Source organism: Flavivirga rizhaonensis (assembly GCF_004791695.1).
Classification (GTDB): Bacteria; Bacteroidota; Bacteroidia; order Flavobacteriales; family Flavobacteriaceae; genus Flavivirga; species Flavivirga rizhaonensis.
The window spans coordinates 20,470-40,726 of the sequence record NZ_SRSO01000008.1 but is presented as its reverse complement, the minus strand read 5'-3'; the positions used below and the strand labels follow the sequence as shown (position 1 = coordinate 40,726).

The window sequence follows — 20,257 nt, the reverse complement described above, 5'->3', positions numbered from 1 at the left end:
GTTATTTTTGTATTTGCTTTAAAAATTCTTGCACTATTTTATAATCATCAAAATCAAAGCGCTCGCCTTTAATTTCTTGATATGTTTCATGCCCCTTTCCTGCTATTAAAATAATATCGTTAGGCTGGGCTAATTGACAGGCTGTTTTTATGGCTTGTTTTCTATCTACTATTGTTAATGTTTTTTTATAATTCTGAGGTTCAACACCTTTTTCTATATCATTAAGAATATCTTCAGGGACTTCACTACGCGGATTATCACTTGTAAAAATGACTTTTGTACTTAAAGCCGAAGCTATATGCCCCATTTTTGGGCGTTTGGTTTTATCTCTATCTCCACCACAACCAACTACCGTTATTAATTCTTCATTTTTAGTTCGAATACTATTAATAGTTTCTAATACATTTTTCAATGCATCTGGTGTATGTGCATAATCTACTATAGCTGTGATTTTTTCATCAGAAATTAAATACTGGAATCGCCCACTTACATTATCCAATTCGCTTATTAAGCGTAATATTTCAACCTTTTCTAAGCCCAACAATTCAGCGGTAGCGTAAATTGCCAATATATTGTAAGCATTAAAACCTCCTATAAGCCTGGCCCAAACCTCACTATCATTTATTTTAAGCAATAGACCACTAAATTGGTTTTCTAAAATTTGAGCCTTATAATCTGCATAGCCTTTTAAAGCATAAGTGAACTTTTTAGCTTTTGTATTTTGGAGCATAATGAGTCCATTTTTATCATCGACATTCACTAATGCAAAAGCGTCCTCTGAAAGTCCATCAAAAAATGCTTTCTTAACATCTCTATACTCTGAGAATGTTTTATGATAGTCCAAGTGATCGTGAGATAAATTTGTAAAAATGCCGCCTTCAAAATACAAGCCTTCCGTTCTGTGTTGATGAATCCCATGAGAACTCACTTCCATAAAACAAAATTCAACTCCTACACTGTTCATCTCCTTTAAATATTTATTTATAGTTAATGAATCAGGAGTTGTATGTGTTGCTTTATACTCAGTATTATCAACCATTATTTTCACTGTCGATAATAACCCTACTTTGTAACCTGCTTTTTTAAATAATTGATATAATAAACTTGCTATGGTTGTTTTTCCATTGGTTCCTGTAACTCCAACAAGTTTTAAGTTTTCTGATGGAGCCTCATAATAATTTGATGCTATCATAGCTAAAGCTCTGCTGGAATTACCAACCTCTACATAAGTAATACCATCCATTAATGTTGCTGGCAATGTCTCACACACAACCCCAATAGCCCCATTATTTATAGCGATATCAATAAAATCATGACCATCTGCAATGTTTCCACGAATGGCAACAAACAAATCTCCAATTGTAATTTTCCGAGAATCAAAATCAACAGTACCTATACTAACGCTTGTACTCCCTACTACCGCGTTAATACTTACCTTGTACAATATGTCTTTTAATACCATCATGATGCTTTTAAAACCACTATTTGATTATCTTTTAATTTTTCGCTTTTATTAACAGATTGCGATTTTACAACACCATTCCCACTAAGCTCCACTTTTATATTAACATCCATATTCTCTAAAAGCGCCAAAGCATCCATTGCAGGTAAGCCTATAACATTTGGCATTATCGTTCTATAAGTGCTCGCTGTCTTATAAAAACTTTCATATTCTTTTTCCGCCGAAGCAACCTTAATTTTAAGAGATCTCACCTCATCAACCCTTGGAGTATCTGTATATATTTTTTGTGCTATTCTTTTAAATACTGGCCCTGTAACATCTGCCCCATAAAACCCAATTTCTGTACTTGGCTTATGAATAACCACTATGCATGAATATTTTGGGTTTTCTACAGGAAAATATCCTGAAAATGAGGATATATATCTTTTATCGTCTTCCCAACCTTTCATCCAATATTCGGTTCTTGCAGTCCCTGTCTTTCCTGCCATTGAGAAATTTTCAGAGTACAACTTCTCTCCTGTACCTCTAATCACTATATTTTTTAAAATTTCTCGTATCTTATTTAGAGTTTCATCAGAACAAATCTTTTTCTTAATTACTTCCTTATTGAAGGTTTCTATTTCTTTATCAAATTCTTTTACTGCTTTTAAGAACCTTGGTTTTACTAGCTCTCCATCATTTGCTATAGCATTATAAAAAGCCAAGGTTTGAAGTGGTGTTAACTCTAAATTATAACCATATGCCATAGAAGGCAATGCATTTCTACTCCATTTTTCACCACCTGGCTCAGGAATATCAGGCTCTCCTTCTCCTATAATAGAAACACCTAAAGGTTTGTTCAAGCCCCATTCTTTAAGTCTATCTATAAATTTTTTAGGATTATCTGAATAGTGCTTATCTATTATAGTAGCTAAACCAATATTAGAAGAAACCTCCAACGCACGAGCTGCCGAAATTTCTCCATATCCCCCATGATGAGAATCATTTATATATCTACCATAAAATCTTTTTCTACCTTTTTTAGTATCAACAATTGTAGACGTATCAATAACTCGATCTTCTAAAGCTGCCATCATCGCCATCACCTTAAACGTAGAACCTGGTTCATGGCTTTCTCCTACTGCATAATTTAATTTTTCATAATAGACCCCTTTAGTCGTTCTACCCAAATTTGAAATAGCTCTAACTTCCCCTGTTTTTACCTCCATAACCACCACGCAACCGTGTTCAGCCTTATACTTATTTAATTGTTTTAAAAGTGCATGGTGAGCAATGTCTTGAATATTAACATCTATAGTTGTATACACATCATAACCATCTTTTGGCTCCACTTGATTATGATCGGTCATTGGCTTCCACTTACCGTTACCTATTTTCTGTTTTTTTCTTATTCCGTCTGTTCCTCTTAAGTATTTTAATCCAAAAGCACCATCAATACCTGGTCTGGTTACATTCCCATCTTCATCAAATCGCTCATACCCAATAGTACGCCTTGCAATGCTCCCCATAGGAAATTCTCGTTTCGTTTTTTGCTCAACAATTAATCCTCCAGAAATAGCGCCCCGTTTTAAAAGCGGAAAATTTCTAAACCGGACATAATCTGTGTAATTAATATTTTTAACTAATAGGTAGTATTGATTCTTATTTAACCTAGCTTTTCTTATTTCTCTCTCATAATAGCTTGAAGATTTCCCCAAATAACCCGAAAGAGAATCGCATAATGGCTTTATAAATTCTTCGAAGGTTTTCCGCTGTGACGTTACAGCATCTATTGCTATATTATATTTAGGGATGGATGTTGCCAACAAACTACCATCGTTAGCGTACACATTACCTCTGTTTGCCGGAATAGTAATATCTTGAATATCTCTTTTATCAACTAAAGAACGGTACTTATCTCCTTGCAAAAACTGAATGCTTAACAGTTTAAACATCACAGCAAGCCCAAAGACGAACATACATCCTGCTATAAAATACAATCGGTTTAATATGTCTTTCTCTTTTACTGCCAAAGACTCGCTTTATTTTTGAGGTTTTACTTTTATTTTTTTAGGCGGGATCACCGAAGGCGATATACCTTTTTCTTTCATTTTCTTAATAACTGCCGACTCCATTTTAAGCCTCATAAGCTTGGAACGCCTATCAACAAAAGCCGAGCGCATTTCTTTAACTTCATTTTTTAATCGGGCAATTTCATATACTTTTTTATCAGCACTATGCGAGCTTGCTATCATTATAATTGCTAAAACAGAAATAAAAATGATAAACCTCCAATTCTTAAAAGAATCATCACTTACTAAGAAAGTCCCTTTTAATATGTTATAGATATTTTTTTTCATTAGCCCCATTGTCCTACGGACATTTCCCCCAAGGGAAATTTTCACCATATTTTTTTATAATTCTATATTTTTTCAGCAACTCTCAACTTTGCACTTCTAGCTCTACTATTAATATTTATTTCTTCTTTTGATGGCACAATCAAACCATTCACCTTTTTTAATGGCACTTCAAAATTCCCAAACATGTCTCGCTCAGGCTCCCCTTCAAACATCCCATTTCTAATAAAACGTTTCACCAACCTATCTTCCAGAGAGTGATAGGATATAAAACTTAACCGACCACCTTTAAACAAAATTTCCGGTGTTTGTTCTAAAAACTCTTTTAAAACTTCAATTTCTTGATTTACCTCTATTCGGATAGCTTGATAAATCTGAGCCAACACCTTGTTTTCATGTCGTGGTGGCAAAAATTTCCTCAGCACACTTTTTAATTGCTCACTGGTTATTATTGGCTCTGTTCTTCTATACTCAACTATCAATCTTGCCATAGCTGGTGCAGCACGCAATTCTCCATACTGCAAAAACACTTGCTTTAATTGCTCTTCTTCATATTCGTTTACCACATGAAAAGCAGACAACTTATTTTGCTGATTCATACGCATGTCTAAGTCCGCTTCAAAACGTGTAGAAAATCCTCGTTCGGCAACATCAAATTGATGCGAAGAAACTCCAAAGTCTGCCAAAACCCCATCTACTTGCTTTACACCATGAAAGCGCAAAAACCGTTTTATATATCTAAAGTTTTCATGAATTAATGTAAACCGCGGATCATCAATCGCATTTCCAAGAGCATCTTCATCCTGATCAAAAGCAAACAACTTTCCATTTTCACCAAGCCTGCTCAAGATTTCCTTACTGTGGCCACCACCTCCAAATGTTACATCTACATAAACACCATCTTCTTTGACAGCCAAACCATCTACGGTTTCTTTCAATAATACAGGGTTATGATATTCCATTGTCATCGTCGTCTTGTCCCATTACTTCTTCTGCTAAATCTGCGAAATCAATAGCCGCATCGTCAATAGCTTGTTCATATAAATCTTTATCCCAAATTTCGATTATGTTTATAGCCGAAGCCACCACTATATTTTTCGAAATACCAGCAAACACTGTTAAGTCTTTTGGAATTAACAAACGCCCGTTAATGTCTACTTCAACCATTTTTGCCCCCGCAGTAAACCTGCGAATAAAATCGTTGTTTTTCTTTTTAAACTTATTAAGCTTATTCATTTTTTGCATTAAAATCTGCCACTCTCCCATTGGATACAACTCCAGACATTTTTGAAACACAGAACGACGTAACACAAAACCGTCAGGCAGAATAGAAGACAACTGCTTTTTTATAGCAGCAGGCATCATCAATCTTCCTTTTGCATCAACTTTACAATCGTATGTCCCTGTTATTAAGTCCAAAGCAGTTTGTTGAAATTTTAACGTTTAATTTTCAAATATATTGAAAAATATACCACATTTTACCACTTTATACCACTTTGTTAATAATTTTTCGACTAAATGAGAGTTAAAAACGTTTTTGATCTAAAAAAAAGACGCTGAACTCTTACTATCAAGATGTTAAAGTCAAAAATTTAATAACATATGTTTTATCAACATTCCTCATAGAAAGTATTATTTTTGCCAAATAATTTATATAGTTAAAATATGAATGAATTAACTATATTTGTTTTTAATGCAGTGACCAACAAATAATGATGTATCGTTTAAAAAAGGAAAAAGAATATAATTACCTTGAAGCTGGAGAAGGCACGCCGATTATAGTATTACACGGCCTTATGGGTGGATTAAGTAATTTTAATGCCGTTTCGGATTTTTTTAGTACAAAAAGCTATAAAATCATTATTCCGGAATTACCTATATACACAATGTCTTTGTTAAAAACCAATGTAAAAAGCTTTGCTAAATATTTACATGATTTTATAGAGTTTAAAGGTTTCAACGACGTTATTTTACTAGGAAATTCGCTTGGCGGACACATAGGTTTATATCACACTAAATTATACCCTGAAAAAGTAAAAGCTCTTATTATTACTGGCAGTTCCGGGCTTTATGAGAGCGCTATGGGGGGGGGCTACACAAAGCGTAGTGACTATGAAGTAATTAAAAAGAAAGCACAGGAGGTTTTTTATGATCCTGAAGTCGCTACTAAAGAGATTGTTGATGAAGTTTACGAAACTGTAAACGATCGTAACAAGCTTATAAAAACACTTGCCATTGCCAAAAGTGCCATAAGACATAATATGGCAAAAGACTTACCTAATATGAATACACCAACTTGTATTATCTGGGGTAAAAATGACAATGTAACGCCTCCTGAAGTTGCTGAAGAATTTAATGAATTGCTACCTGATTCTGACTTGTATTGGATAGACAAATGCGGTCATGCAGCTATGATGGAGCATCCGGATGAATTCAATGAAGTCATGCATGAGTGGTTGAATAAAAGAGGGTTTTAGGTTTTAAAAGTCCGCTAAATCAAGTTTTATTAAAAAACCAAGTTCAATTCAAGTTCAATTAATGAGATTCTCGACCTTACTAAAACAAGTTCAGCACTGGTCTTGTGAATAACGAAAATATGAAGATTAAATCTGCCGAGTTTGTAATGAGCAATTCTGATGTTGCAAAATGCCCAAAAAGCATGTTGCCTGAATATGCTTTTATTGGCAGAAGTAATGTTGGAAAATCATCACTTATAAACATGTTAACCAGTCGAAAAAGTTTAGCAAAAACGTCTGGTAGACCTGGAAAAACGCAACTCATAAACCACTTTTTAATTAACAAAAATTGGCATTTGGTAGATTTACCGGGTTATGGGTATGCACGCGTTTCAAAAAGTTCTAAAAAAGTATTTCAAAAATTTATAACGCAATATTTTGGCTTACGTGAGCAACTTGTTACGGCGTTTGTTTTGGTCGATATTAGACATAATCCACAACCTATAGATTTAGAATTTATGCAATGGTTAGGTGAAAATGGTATCCCGTTTTCTATTATTTTTACTAAAGCTGATAAGTTAAAACCAAAAGCTATTGACAATCATGTGGAAGCTTACAAAATGATTCTTTTAGAAACCTGGGAAGAGATGCCAAATTACTTTATAACTTCTTCATCTAAGGATATTGGTAAAGAGGACGTTTTGGGGTATATAGATTCTTTAAATGCCAATATGATAACGAATTAGCTTAAAACAAAGCTCTTAAATTTTAATCTATAGTAATATTTTGCTTGCTCTCCAGCCATTCTTACTAATTCTTCACATCCAATGCATCCCTAAGCGCATTACCAATCAACATAAATGCCATCACCAAACTCATAATACAAAGTCCTGGTATAATAGCGAGATACGGTTTTCCTAGTATAATATAATTATAGTGATCTTTAATCATAGCGCCCCAACTTGACATGGGTGGTTGTGCTCCAATACCTAAAAAACTAAGACCGCTTTCTATTAAAATAGCTCCTGCAAAATTAGCTGCTGAGATAACAATAACCGGCGCCATTATATTGGGCAAAATATGTCTGATAATAATTCTAAAATCATTAAACCCCAAAGCTCTTGCCGCCGTTACATATTGCATTTCTTTAGCGCTAATTATTTGTCCACGCACTACCCTCGCTACCTCGACCCACATAGTAAGTCCCACAGCAATAAACACTTGCCAAAAACCTTTACCTAAAGCCAGTGTTATAGCAATAACAAGCAATAAGGTTGGAATGGACCAAGTAACATTAATAATCCACATAATGAGAGCATCTATTTTTCCTCCAAAATATCCTGCTACACTACCCATAAAAATTCCGATGATCAACGAAATAAAAACAGCTACAAACCCTATAAAAAAAGATATTCTAGCGCCAACCAATACACGACTTAATAAATCTCTTCCATATTTATCTGTGCCAAAAAGGAAGGTCTTTTCTTTTATATAATTACCTGCTTTACCATTTGGAAATAGGCTTAATGGAATTGTTTTTTCAACACCTTCTAAACCATCTGCTGCATATTCTTTATACATTAGCAGGCCTTCTTTTATCGAATATTTTGAAATAGGAATTTCGGTATCGGTGTTTTTCTTTCCGAAAAAAACTTTACTCAACCAACTTTGATGATTTTCTAATTGTGATGGAATGGTTAGGATTTCAATTTTAAAACCTGGCTTCTTAGAATGAATTGACAAATGCATTTGGTTTGCATACTGCGAATCATCTGGCGTAAAAATATAGGCGAATACAGATACCAGACCTACTAATACGATAAAGTAAAAACTAAAAACGCCCCAAAAGTTCTTTTTAAACTTTTGGAGCGCTAATTGTTTTAATGAGCTTGATTTATGACTCATAAATAAACTTATTTTCTTACCGTGGATGCTACTTTTTTAATAGGGTACGACATTTTTAAATCTTCTAATACATTAAGTGCTTCTTCAATGTAAACATCTTGACTTAAACTCTGATGCCAACGCTCGCGCTTCTCTTTTAAGTCTGTAGTATCTTTTTGAAAAAGAGACATCTCATAGCTGTGTGATTTAAACGTTAAATTTGTCTGATATTCCGAGATCGCTTTAAACTTTTCAGATTCTTCTTCATTTAAATCCAACTTAGCCTTATATTTTTCATAATTCAACGAATAAACAGTTTCATCTATTTTCTTTTTTACCCATTTAGCATTTTCTTCAATAAGCTTTAACTGCTCATTATTTACCATACGTTCTTTGCTCCTTTTTACGGTTTCATGGTAATCAAAATAGTATTTCCAAGGTGTATAATCTGCAGCATCAATTTCATCCCACGGTAATGGATTTTCCTTATCTTTTTCGCCAACATCAATAAAACTAAAACGTCCAGGCACTCTCACGTCACTTTTAACACCTTCAAGCTGAACTGACCCTCCATTAATCCTATAATACTTTTGGGTTGTTAAAGCTAAAGCTCCTAAATCTCCACTGGTATTACTCCTTAGCATCTTATTTAAATTAATAACATTCTGAACGGTTCCTTTACCATACGTTTGCTTACTACCAATAATAATAGCACGTTTATAGTCCTGCATTGCAGCAGCCATAATTTCGGAAGCAGACGCTGATATTTCATTAACTAAAATAACCAAAGGGCCATCCCAAGAAATTGATTTGTCCATATCTTTTAGGACTTCCTTAGCCTCACCTGTAGAACGTACTTGTACTATTGGTCCTTCTTTTATGAACAAACCAGCCATATCTACAACCGCTGGTAGTGAACCACCTCCATTGTTACGCAAATCTAAAACTAAGCCTTCCATCCCTTCAGATTTTAAACGCTCAATTTCATTTCTCACATCCGTGGCCGCATTTACATTTTTATAGTCCTTAAAATCCACATAAAAAGCTGGTAAATTTATAACTCCAAATTTTTTGTCGCCTTTGTTTACTATTGAAGATTTGGCATAGGTTTCAACCAGCTCGACAACATCTCTTACTATTTCAATATCTTTAACGGTTCCATCTACTTTTTTAATGGTCAATGTTACTTTAGTACCCTTGGGCCCTTTAATATATTTAATAGCATCGTTTATTCGCATACCAACTATATTTACAGGAAACTCTTCATCTTCTTGCTTTACTTTCAAAATAATATCTTCGACCTCTAGTTCTTTACTTCTCCAAGCCGGACCTCCAGAAATAAGTCCTATTATTTTTATATAGTCCATTCTTTTTTGCAGCTTAGCTCCAATACCTTCTAATTTACCAGACATACGTTGATCAAAATCTTCTTTACCTCTAGGCGCTAAATAATATGTATGGGGATCAAACTCTTCAACAATAGTATTAACATAAATAGCGAACCAATCTTCACGTTGTAAATCGTCAATATTATCATTAAAATAAATATCAATAGATTTTAAAGTGGCATCACGAGCTTCTTTTTCAATTTGAACATCTGTCTTCATTACATAAGATGGATCTTTTTCTTTTGCCTGTTTTTCTTGTTCAATTATATCATCATAATTAGAAAGTGTTGAGAATTTAAGTTGTTTTCTCCAGCGTTCTTTCATTTCTTTTTTGCTATTTACAAACTCACTATGCTCGTAATTTGTATCGAATTCTTCATCAATAGTATAATCAAAAGGTTCAGATAGAACTTCTTTATAAATTTCTTTTGCCTCTTCTATACGCTCTAGCATACGCTTATTCACTACATTAAAAAATGTAACCTCTGGCTCTGCGGCTTTAAGTTGATTATCAAGGAAATATTTATACTTCTCAAAATCCTTATAATCAGACTCATGAAAATAACGCTTCACTGGATCCAGGATTTCGATATAATCTGTAAACAATTTAGCTGAAAAATTGTCATTCATAGCAATAGGATCGAAATGACCCTGCTCTAAAACAAATGTTATGATTTGTATTAGTAGTTTATCTTTATCTGGATTACTGAATTTTTTTGTAGTAAAACTGCAAGATCCAAATGCAAACAGTAATAAAAGAGACAAAATTTTATAATTCCTTTTCATAATTTTTTTCATCCATTAGTATTTAATTACTCATAGAAGTAATGTATATATTTCACTAAAATAAAGAAAAAATTATGCCAACATGGGCAATTGATGCAAATTTTTTGTTAAACCAAAGAAATTAACAGTTTACTGGCGAAATTGTGTATTTTAGCGATGCCATAAAAGTACTGAATGACAGAAAAACCACTCATATTAGTTACGAACGACGACGGCATAAGCGCTCCGGGTATTAGAACATTAATTTCAATTATGAATACTATTGGCGAAGTTGTGGTCGTTGCTCCGGATAGTCCACAAAGCGGCATGGGGCATGCTATCACATTAGACTCCACACTTTATGCCGAACGTGTTTATATGGATGACGGCCCACAAATTGAATACAGCTGTTCTGGAACACCTGCTGATTGTGTAAAATTAGCTATTAGAGAATTATTAGATCGAAAACCGGACCTCTGTGTTTCTGGTATTAATCACGGCTCGAATTCGTCTATAAATGTTATTTATTCTGGCACGATGAGTGCAGCTATTGAAGCTGGTATTGAAGGAATTCCTGCTATTGGTTTCTCTTTACTTGATTATACATGGAATGCTCATTTTGAAACATCAAAAACATACGTAAAAACGATTACTGAACAACTTTTAAATAACGGTTTACCTAACGACATTGTGCTTAATGTTAACATCCCTAATATTTTAAAAGAAGACATAAAAGGTATTAAAATATGCAGACAGGCTAAAGCAAATTGGGTTGAAGAATTTGATAAACGTAAAACCCCACAAGGGAAAGATTATTATTGGCTTTCGGGAAAATTTGTTAATTTAGATGGTGGGGAGGATACTGACGAATGGGCACTAGAACAAGGGTATGTTTCTGTTGTTCCTATTCAATTTGATTTAACAGCACATCAATTCATTAAAACTTTAAAGACTTGGAATTTACATGATTAAAAAAGATATTTTTATAGGAATATTTGTTGGCTTAATAGCAAATGCTATTGGCTTATTTTTTTCAGCAACTTTTTTAGGACGGGGAGATGACTTTGTGACGGTTATTAAAGCTGCAGCATCTGAAGGTTTTTTAGGTAAATTAATAAGTTTAGGCGCTATTTTAAATTTAATAGCCTTCTTTATTTTTATAAGAAAAAAACAAGATTATAGAGCAAGGGGAGTTTTATTGATTACTGTATTTATTGCTGTTTTCACATTCGTTTTCAAACTTTTTTAAATAGTGAAGTTACATCTGAGTATTTTTACAAATCAATTTTAGACAGATGAAATATTACATTCTAGCCGGAGAAGCATCAGGAGATTTACATGGCTCTAACCTAATGAAAGCATTACTAAAAAAAGACGTTAATGCAGACATTAGGTTTTGGGGAGGCGATCTTATGCAAGCTGTGGGTGGTACTTTGGTTAAACACTACAAAGAGCGTGCGTTTATGGGGTTTTCTGAAGTTATCATGAATCTATCTAAAATTTTCAAACTCATTTCATTTTGTAAAAACGACATAAAGACTTTCAACCCAGATGTTATTGTTTTTATTGACAACTCGGGATTTAATTTACGCATAGCAAAATGGGCAAAACTCCAAAATTTTAGAACCAATTATTATATTTCTCCTCAGGTTTGGGCTTCAAGAGCTGGTAGAGTAAAAGCCATAAAACGCGATATTGATGCTATGTATGTTATCCTGCCTTTTGTAAAACCTTTTTACAAAAAGTATGACTATGATGTGACATTTGTTGGGCATCCATTAATTGATGCTATTACAAATCGCGAACAAATTGATGAATTTGAATTTCGAGAATCTTATAACTTAGGCAATAAACCTATTATTGCACTCTTACCGGGAAGTAGAAAACAAGAAATAACGAAAATGCTTTCGGTTATGTTAAGCCTAGTCGATGATTTCCCAGATTATCAGTTTGTAATAGCTGGTGCTCCTAGTCAAGATTATAGTTTTTATGAAACTTTTATAAAATCTTACGATGTTAAATTTATTTCCAATAAAACCTATGACTTACTAAGTGTCTCTAATGCTGCTTTAGTAACATCCGGAACAGCTACTTTAGAAACTGCTCTTTTTAAAGTACCTCAAGTAGTTTGTTATAAAGGAAGCGCTCTTTCCTATCAAATTGCAAAGAGAATTATTACTTTAAAATTTATTTCGTTAGTTAATTTAGTTATGGATAAGGAAGTGGTTACTGAACTTATTCAAAATGATTTCAACAAAAAAAGACTCAAGCAAGAATTAGACAATATTTTAAATCCTGATGTACGTCACTCCATATTTTTAGAATATTATGAACTGGAAAAAGCTTTAGGCGGAAAAGGTGCCAGCGAAAAAACGGCTAAGTTGATTTATGACAAATTAAAGATCTAAGACCGCTTCTCTATTAGAACCAAGAATAAGGACTTGGGGATATTCAAAATAAATTGACTATTTCCTTATAAATCAACTCAGAGTAAGAATAAAACTACCGTTAGTAAGGCCACTTCCAAAAAAATAAAACCTATTCGTATCTTATTTTATTATAAATTTACAATTGGTAACCCAAACCTACTTTAATTTATATGAAAAGAACAATCTTAATTCTTTTAATGATTATAGGCTTTACTAGCTGTAAATCTTCAAAACGAGCTAGAAATAAAAAAGAAGCTTCAACAACAATCATAAGTAAAAAGAACAGAAAAGAAGCAGTTGCCTACAAAGCCAAAGACAAGAAAAAGCCATCCAAAGCTGATTATATTATAGACTACGCAAAGCAATTTGAAGGTGTTCGCTACAAATGGGGAGGCACTACAAAATCTGGAATGGATTGTTCTGGATTGGTTTTTAAGTCGTTCGAAGCACATGACATCATATTACCTAGAATATCTAGAGATATGGCGAAAAAAGGTAATAAAATTTCGCTTAAAAAGGCGCAGGAAGGTGATTTACTTTTCTTTAAAACCAGTAAAAATAGAAGACACCGTATTAATCATGTCGGCCTAATTATAAAGTCTAAAGCTGGAGACATCTCTTTTATACATGCCACTTCCACTAAAGGGGTTGTTGTTTCTAAACTTTCTGAAAGCTATTGGAAATCAGCATTTGTGGAAGCACGTAAAATATTGTAAGATATTTCATATATTGCAAATGCGTGCAATTAATGAATTTTACAATAATTAAGTTAACGATTTGTCTGGTTATAGGCATTGCTATTGGTTACTCTTTTAGCATTCCTTTACATCTTTCTTTATGCATAACAGCTTGGTTTCTTGCTATCTTATCAGTCTTTTACTTTACTATAAAAAAGAAAATGGCCAAGACCAATTGGTTTGGTTTACTTTCTTTTTTAACGATGGTTGGTATAGGTGTATTAACTGTAAATTTTCATAACGAAAAAAACTTTTCTAATCATTATACAAATCAAATTTCAATAGAAAATGATACGATTAAAATGGTTACATTTAGAATTAGAGATGTTTTAAAATCTGATAATTTCTATGATAAATATGTTATTGACCTTATAGAAATTGACGGAAAAAAGGTAAGTGGTAGATCCCTTATAAATATTCAAAAAGATTCATCACAAACTGCTTTAAAAGTTGATGATATATTTATAAGCAAAATAGTCTTTAAGAGTTTAAACCAACCATTAAACCCTTATCAATTCAATTATAAAAACTATTTAAAGAATAAATACATATACCATCAAATATTTAGTTCTAATCAATCACTTTTACAGGTAAGTTCTAATACACATACTCTATTTGGTTTTGCCGACAATATTCGCGAATATATCAACTCCAAGTTAAAATCTTATCATTTTAAACCAGACGAACTTGCCATAATTAATGCTTTATTATTGGGCCAACGGCAAACCATTAGTAAAACGGTTTATTCTAATTATACAAACGCAGGCGCCATACATATTTTGGCCGTTTCTGGGTTACATGTTGGTATTATTTTAATTATTCTAGGTTTAATACTCAAACCTATCGAAAGCTTTAAACATGGAAAACTTGTAAAAACAATTTTACTGGTAGTGCTTTTGTGGTGCTTTGCCTTTATTGCTGGTTTGTCAGCGTCTGTAACCAGAGCTGTTACTATGTTTAGCATTATAACAATTGCTACAAACCTAAAAAGACCTACCAACATATACAATACCTTAGCTATTTCTATATTTATACTATTGCTTTTTAAACCCATGTTTTTATTTGATGTTGGTTTCCAGTTAAGTTATTTGGCTGTTTTTGCTATTGTTACTGTTGACCCACTTATATATAAACGATGGAAACCAAAATATAGAATAATTGACTTTTACTGGCATACATTCACTGTTACTCTTTCTGCTCAATTAGGGGTAATTCCAATAAGCCTATATTATTTCCATCAATTTCCAGGTTTGTTTTTTATATCCAACTTAGTAATCATTCCTTTTTTGGGATTTATTTTAGGTCTTGGAATACTCATTATTCTATTAGCTATTTTGGGCATACTTCCAGAAGTTTTAGCGAATGCATATAGCCGAATGATAGGTATAATGAATGATTTTATTGCCTGGGTTTCAAGACAAGATTTCTTCTTACTTGAAGATATTGCTTTTAATCTTTTGTATGTTATTGCTTCTTACCTAGTTATTATTTCTCTTATAAGACTTCTAAAAAAATGGTGTTATTCTAATTTTAAGTATTTACTAATTACTGTCATAATTTTTCAAAGTGTTGCTATTTACTCAAATTATAATAAGCCTACAAATGAGTTTATCGTTTTTCATAAAAACAAACATAGTCTTATTGGTAATACCACAGGTAACAGCTTTTTAGTCGCTTCTGATTCTGACAGCTTATCGCAAGCAGCAAACAACATCATAAAAAATTATACTATTGGCTATCACATCAATGATGTAAAAAAAGACTTCTTGCAATCTATTTACCTTCTTAAGCATAAAAAGCTTTTGATTATTGATAGTTTAGGAATTTACAATATAAAATCATTTGAACCAGATTATCTATTGCTAAGACAATCTCCAAAAATAAATTTGAATAGATTGATTGATTCTATAAAACCAAAATATATTATTGCGGATGGAAGTAATTACAAATCTTATATGAAGAATTGGGAAACTATTTGTAAAAAAAGAACACTTCCTTTTCATCAAACTAGCGAAAAGGGAGCTTTTATTATTGAGTATAACAAATGAAATGTTAAATATTTTAATTACATATAATTTTTAAGTGTTTTTTCGTACTTTTAAACTAATAACCTTAAAATTTCTTACAATGAAAAAATTAAAATTAAAAAACTTGAAACTTGATGCAAATAATATACTTAAACGTAATCAATTAAAAACTCTGTTTGGAGGATACGACGGATCTTGCACAACTAACTGTGTAAGCACTACTTATAGCTGTCCTGATGGTGTGTCTGAAGTTGGAATACTCTGTACGTGCAACTTCAATCATAGTACATTATATAATCAATTTGGTCAGATAGCCTGCCAATAAATAATAACGCGTAATCGTTTGATTTAAAATAAGAAGTTTTTTAATCTTCAAATTTTGGTTTAAATGCTTTATAATAAGCTTCTCGTTTTTCTTGAGTATCTAATTTTTTGTAATCATTTGTTATAAATAATTTTAAATAAAACTCTAATTCAGTGGGTCTTTTATATCCTGTTATAGGTGTTAAAAACACCCCCTTTTCATCCATAAAAATAATAGTAGGATATGAATTAACTTGAAAATAGTGAGATAATTCATGCGGAGAATTTCGTCTATTTGCATTTGCTGGATTATAATTAGGGTTCGAAAATGTTTTCCCTTTATAGTTAATCTTCTCATTCCCTTCTGCATTAAACTTGACAGCATAATAATTTTTATTTACATAGTCTACTACATCTTTATTATGAAATGTATTTTTATCTAACAGTTTACAAGGTCCACACCAATTAGTATAAACATCCATCATAATCTTTTTAGGTGTTTTCTTTTGAAGTGCTACAGCTTCTTCAAAAGTCACCCAATTGATCTTCTGGGCGTTAGCGAATGCTGTTGTAAAAACAGCTAATAATAACAATACCTTCTTCATAATCTTTTGTATTTTTCACTACCAACTACAGCATAGACATTGCTTTGCCTATCCATTTCGTTGGCCCGCCAGCTACATATCCCGTACTTCCGAGGCTTGTTAAGTTAATTTGTTTTTCAGAATTAACTTCTGGATTAACAAACCAAATTGTAGGATAGCCTCTTACCTTAAACATATTTTGTAATTGACGATTTTGAGCTCTAATAGTATCATCTTGAGGCGTTCTTTTGGGAAAATCTAATTCTACAAGAATGACATTTTCGTTAGCCCATTTTTTAAATTCTTTTGTTTGAAAGACTTCTTTTTGTAAACGGATACACCAGCCACACCAATCTGATCCTGTAAAAAACATTAACAGTGGTTTCTTTTCTTGCATTGCAAATTCTGATGCTTTACCCATATCTGTATGCCAAGTTAATTCCTGAGCACTAACAAATGCTGTTGTAAAAATGCTTATAAGAAATATATAAATTGTTTTCTTCATACCTATATTTGTTGCAAAACGTATACCGAACTTACAAAAAATGCTCCAAATCTGGAGCATTTTGAAATTATTTTAGTTGTTTTTTCGATTAACGAACGCCGTGCATTAGCTTTTTTATAATTGGCGTCATTACAATAGAAAAGAAAGCGGCTACTAAAGAAACGATGGTTAAAATCCAGAAGAAGTAACTAATACCATTTTCATTCGCTACTTTATCAACGTTCTCTCCAAATACACCTGCGCCTTTCATTCCTATGGCTATCGCTAAATACCAAACACCAAACATGAAAGCAATCATTCTTGCTGGTACTAATTTACTAACATAAGATAATCCTACTGGTGAAATACATAATTCTCCCATGGTATGGAATAAGTAAACCAAAATTAGCCATATAATACTCACTGAAGCTGTTTTAGCTCCAGGTTCTATTCCCATAGCTCCAAAAGCCACACATGCCATACCCAAACCTAATAGAAGCATACCAATGCCATATTTCATATTAGCAGAAGGGTTATATTTACTTTCCCACCATTTAGAAAACAAAGGCGCTAATGTTATTATATACAATGAATTAAGACTAGCAAACCAAGAAGCAGGTATTTCTAAATTATCATCTTTAAACTGGTTTATTAGCATCCAAATGGCAATACCCCATACAATTATAAAGCTAAGGCTTAATACAATATTGGCCCATTTATATTTCCCAAAAGTTTGTTTAAATAACAAATAAAGAACCCATGTAATAATGGCTAATGGTATAATTACCATACAAGAGTTGACAATCCTGAAAATAGTTGCCGACGATCCATCTAAACTTCTATCTGTATAATCATTTGCAAAAATAGTCAATGTTCCAGGTGACTGTTCAAAAATAGCCCAAAAGACAACTGATAAAAGTGCAAAAAAGGAAACTGCTATTAACTTTTCTCTAGTTATTTTAGAATACTGAGTAAACCTATATATTAATAGCACTAGAAACAATCCTAAAGCTGTTAAAATGGCCATATTATTACCATTATCACCTAAAAAAGAAAAAATATTTACTCTTCCTTCAGAAATTGTAGTTGCAGGCGCATTTATAATCCAAAGCAAGCCTAATGTAACCATTAATAAAATAAGGCCTAATTGCCATGACGTAAAAGGTACTCGCTTGTCTTTATCTAAAGATTCAATAGAATTAGCATCATTTTTTTTAGGTTTCAACCCTATGTTACCAAAAATGTTTTGCGCTAACCAAAATTGAATTAAACCAAAAAGCATAAAAACACCAGCTAATCCAAAACCAAGGCTCCAACCTATCTGTTCTCCTAAATAGCCACATAAGATAATCCCAATGAATGCTCCTGCATTTACCCCCATGTAAAAGATAGTATATGCACCATCCTTTTTTTCTGGTCTATCCTTATACATTTCCGAAATAATAGAAGTCATATTTGGTTTAAAAAAACCGTTGCCAATTACCAAAAGTCCTAGTCCTAAATATATAGACCACTCTGTTTCAACAGCCATAGAAGCATGCCCTAGGGTCATTAATAAAGCACCTACTAAAACCGCCCATCTAAAACCTATAACTTTATCGGCAAAATAACCTCCCATCATAGTAGATAGATATACTAGACCTACATATGAACCGAATAAAGCCATGGCATGTTCGCGAGGCCAGCCCCAGCCTTCATCGAATAACGAAGCGGTTAAAAAAAGTACAAGCAATGCACGCATCCCATAATATGAAAAACGTTCCCACATTTCGGTAAAAAACAATACAAATAATCCTGACGGATGCCCTAATACGTTACTTTTAAAAAATTGATCGGTTGAGTTTTCATTCATAATTTTTAATTATTTAATTCTTTATCTACACCATGCATTAATTTTTTAATCACTGGTGAAAGTATTAATAGTAGAGCTCCAAAACCTAATCCTGTATAAAATAAATATTCAAAAAGCTTTAAATAACTTTGCTTTGCAAGATTTAAATCTGGTGCTGTACCGTTAGTTGTATCGACTGATGCTATATTTGCTAAAATTGATGCTATAAATTCTGAACTTGCAGTTGCTAAGAACCATACTCCCATCATAAAACCTACAATTTTAGCAGGAGATAATTTTGTTACAGCAGATAACCCAACAGGAGATAGGCATAATTCACCACATGTATGTAAAAAATAAGTAATTACTAACCAATATATAGCCACTTTACCCATTTCTGAAGCATTTATCCCCATTACTAATGAACCGAAACCTAAACCTACTAACATTAAAGCTAAAGAAAATTTCACAGCAGTATTCGGGTTATACTTCCCAAGTTTCACCCATAACCAAGCAAAAACTGGTGCTAGTAAAATAATAAACAGAGCGTTAAGACTTAAGAACGTACCAGCAGCAATATTACCTCGATCTAAAATACGATCAGCAAATAAATTTAAAGATGTGTAGGCTTGTTCAAATAATGCCCAGAAAATAACCGTAAAAACAATCAATATGGTTAATGCCATTAATCGTTCTCTAGCAATTTTATTTAATTGTGTTACTGCATAATAAACTATATAGATGAATGAAATAGCTCCTGCAACTATTAATAAATTTTGAACAACACTATGACTTTGGACCATTTGCCAAACGATCAAAGTAGACAATACACTTAATATATAAATAAGCCATTCATTTTTTATTCCAATCGTTTTCTTGTTTAATAGTTCAAGTTCATTTGATTCTCCTTTACCTAAAAAATGCTTCTTACCAAAGACAAATGTTAAAAGTCCAAAAAACATACCAACTCCAGCCGCACCAAATCCATAACTCCAACCATAAGTTTCACCTAACCAAACACAAATAATGGTTGCTAAAAATGAACCTAAATTAATTCCCATATAAAAAATGGTAAAACCAGAATCTCTTCGTTTATCTCCCTCGTTATATAATTCGCCTACTAAAGAAGATATGTTGGCCTTTAAAAACCCAACTCCTAAAATGATAAAAGCAAGTGACAAATAAAATATTTGAAGAGCAAAATTGTCTCTTGTAATTTCTCCATTGAGCGATTCTGTTGCTGCATTACCCTCATAAGCCATTCCTGCATGTCCTAAAACAAGCATTATTCCTCCAAAAATAATTGCTTTCCTAAAACCTAAATATTTATCTGCTATAAATCCTCCAACAACAGGTATTGCATACACTAAAGCAGCATAACTTCCTATTAATAAATTACCATCAATATCTGAAAACAAATGATATTTGGTTAGATAAAATATTAGAAGAGCTTTCATTCCATAAAACGAAAAGCGTTCCCACATTTCAGTAAAAAACAGCACATACAATCCTACTGGATGCCCAAATAATTCCTTTTGCTTTATTGTAGTTGAATTTGACATAAATCTATC

At 32.7% G+C, this 20,257-nt stretch carries 19 protein-coding genes; 8 read left to right on the top strand and 11 right to left on the bottom strand.

Annotated features, from left to right (window positions below):
* Position 1 precedes the first annotated feature (1 nt).
* From EM932_RS07380 to mraZ, 5 genes are all read right to left on the bottom strand, one after another.
* Positions 2-1,465, bottom strand: coding sequence for a UDP-N-acetylmuramoyl-L-alanyl-D-glutamate--2,6-diaminopimelate ligase (locus tag EM932_RS07380; protein WP_135876544.1), 1,464 nt, complete (start codon positions 1,463-1,465; stop codon positions 2-4).
* Positions 1,462-3,420 carry a penicillin-binding protein gene (locus EM932_RS07375; protein WP_135876687.1) on the bottom strand — a complete coding sequence of 653 codons (1,959 nt, stop codon included), beginning with the start codon at positions 3,418-3,420 and terminating at the stop codon, positions 1,462-1,464. The genes EM932_RS07380 and EM932_RS07375 overlap by 4 nt, the downstream gene beginning before the upstream one ends.
* Before the next feature lie 63 nt (positions 3,421-3,483).
* Positions 3,484-3,801 carry an FtsL-like putative cell division protein gene (locus EM932_RS07370; RefSeq protein WP_135876543.1) on the bottom strand — a complete coding sequence of 106 codons (318 nt, stop codon included), beginning with the start codon at positions 3,799-3,801 and terminating at the stop codon, positions 3,484-3,486.
* Positions 3,802-3,863: 62 nt separating this feature from the next.
* Entirely contained in the window at positions 3,864-4,760 is an 897-nt protein-coding gene (gene rsmH / locus EM932_RS07365; protein ID WP_135876542.1) for a 16S rRNA (cytosine(1402)-N(4))-methyltransferase RsmH, read from the bottom strand.
* A complete protein-coding gene (gene mraZ / locus EM932_RS07360; RefSeq protein ID WP_135876541.1) occupies positions 4,747-5,217 on the bottom strand; it encodes a division/cell wall cluster transcriptional repressor MraZ in 471 nt (156 codons plus the stop codon). Before mraZ ends, rsmH begins: the two co-directional genes overlap by 14 nt.
* A 293-nt stretch (positions 5,218-5,510) precedes the next feature.
* On the opposite strand from mraZ, the gene EM932_RS07355 reads away from it, so the two are divergent.
* Together EM932_RS07355 and yihA are read left to right on the top strand one after the other, a co-directional pair.
* The gene (locus EM932_RS07355; protein WP_135876540.1) at positions 5,511-6,275 is read left to right on the top strand and encodes an alpha/beta fold hydrolase; all 765 of its coding nucleotides are present in this window, start codon (positions 5,511-5,513) and stop codon (positions 6,273-6,275) included.
* A 119-nt stretch (positions 6,276-6,394) separates the two neighbouring features.
* Complete coding sequence (gene yihA, locus EM932_RS07350; protein WP_135876539.1) at positions 6,395-7,000, top strand: ribosome biogenesis GTP-binding protein YihA/YsxC; 606 nt, start codon at positions 6,395-6,397, stop codon at positions 6,998-7,000.
* Between the two features lie 64 nt (positions 7,001-7,064).
* On the opposite strand, the gene EM932_RS07345 is transcribed toward yihA, so the two are convergent.
* Together EM932_RS07345 and EM932_RS07340 are read right to left on the bottom strand one after the other, a co-directional pair.
* Positions 7,065-8,159, bottom strand: a complete 1,095-nt coding sequence (locus EM932_RS07345; RefSeq protein WP_135876538.1) for an ABC transporter permease — start codon at positions 8,157-8,159, stop codon at positions 7,065-7,067.
* 8 nt (positions 8,160-8,167) lie between these two features.
* Complete coding sequence (locus EM932_RS07340; RefSeq protein WP_135876686.1) at positions 8,168-10,312, bottom strand: carboxy terminal-processing peptidase; 2,145 nt, start codon at positions 10,310-10,312, stop codon at positions 8,168-8,170.
* A gap of 174 nt (positions 10,313-10,486) precedes the next feature.
* Here EM932_RS07340 and surE point away from each other — a divergent pair, with 174 nt between their 5' ends.
* The 6 genes from surE to EM932_RS07310 all read left to right on the top strand — a co-directional run bounded on the left by surE (position 10,487) and on the right by EM932_RS07310 (position 15,809).
* Positions 10,487-11,263 carry a 5'/3'-nucleotidase SurE gene (surE, locus tag EM932_RS07335; RefSeq protein WP_135876537.1) on the top strand — a complete coding sequence of 259 codons (777 nt, stop codon included), beginning with the start codon at positions 10,487-10,489 and terminating at the stop codon, positions 11,261-11,263.
* Positions 11,256-11,540: a hypothetical protein gene (locus EM932_RS07330; RefSeq protein ID WP_246040963.1), complete on the top strand. Its 285-nt coding sequence runs from the start codon at positions 11,256-11,258 to the stop codon at positions 11,538-11,540. The genes surE and EM932_RS07330 overlap by 8 nt, the downstream gene beginning before the upstream one ends.
* A gap of 46 nt (positions 11,541-11,586) precedes the next feature.
* Positions 11,587-12,699 carry a lipid-A-disaccharide synthase gene (gene lpxB, locus EM932_RS07325; protein WP_135876536.1) on the top strand — a complete coding sequence of 371 codons (1,113 nt, stop codon included), beginning with the start codon at positions 11,587-11,589 and terminating at the stop codon, positions 12,697-12,699.
* A gap of 191 nt (positions 12,700-12,890) precedes the next feature.
* Positions 12,891-13,436, top strand: a complete 546-nt coding sequence (locus tag EM932_RS07320; RefSeq protein WP_135876535.1) for a C40 family peptidase — start codon at positions 12,891-12,893, stop codon at positions 13,434-13,436.
* A 32-nt stretch (positions 13,437-13,468) separates the two neighbouring features.
* Positions 13,469-15,505 carry a ComEC/Rec2 family competence protein gene (locus EM932_RS07315; RefSeq protein ID WP_246040961.1) on the top strand — a complete coding sequence of 679 codons (2,037 nt, stop codon included), beginning with the start codon at positions 13,469-13,471 and terminating at the stop codon, positions 15,503-15,505.
* Between the two features lie 79 nt (positions 15,506-15,584).
* Positions 15,585-15,809 (top strand): TIGR04149 family rSAM-modified RiPP, encoded by a 225-nt coding sequence (locus EM932_RS07310; RefSeq protein WP_135876533.1) that lies wholly within the window; start codon positions 15,585-15,587, stop codon positions 15,807-15,809.
* 40 nt (positions 15,810-15,849) lie between these two features.
* Here the strand turns inward: EM932_RS07310 and EM932_RS07305 are convergent, their stop codons facing one another.
* The 4 genes from EM932_RS07305 to EM932_RS07290 all read right to left on the bottom strand — a co-directional run bounded on the left by EM932_RS07305 (position 15,850) and on the right by EM932_RS07290 (position 20,248).
* Positions 15,850-16,392, bottom strand: a complete 543-nt coding sequence (locus EM932_RS07305) for a thioredoxin family protein (protein ID WP_135876532.1) — start codon at positions 16,390-16,392, stop codon at positions 15,850-15,852.
* Positions 16,393-16,417: 25 nt separating this feature from the next.
* Positions 16,418-16,876, bottom strand: coding sequence for a thioredoxin family protein (locus EM932_RS07300; protein ID WP_135876531.1), 459 nt, complete (start codon positions 16,874-16,876; stop codon positions 16,418-16,420).
* Positions 16,877-16,964: 88 nt separating this feature from the next.
* Positions 16,965-18,707, bottom strand: coding sequence for a peptide MFS transporter (locus EM932_RS07295; protein ID WP_135876530.1), 1,743 nt, complete (start codon positions 18,705-18,707; stop codon positions 16,965-16,967).
* Positions 18,708-18,712: 5 nt separating this feature from the next.
* Positions 18,713-20,248, bottom strand: a complete 1,536-nt coding sequence (locus EM932_RS07290; RefSeq protein WP_135876529.1) for a peptide MFS transporter — start codon at positions 20,246-20,248, stop codon at positions 18,713-18,715.
* Between the last annotated feature and the right edge of the window lie 9 nt (positions 20,249-20,257).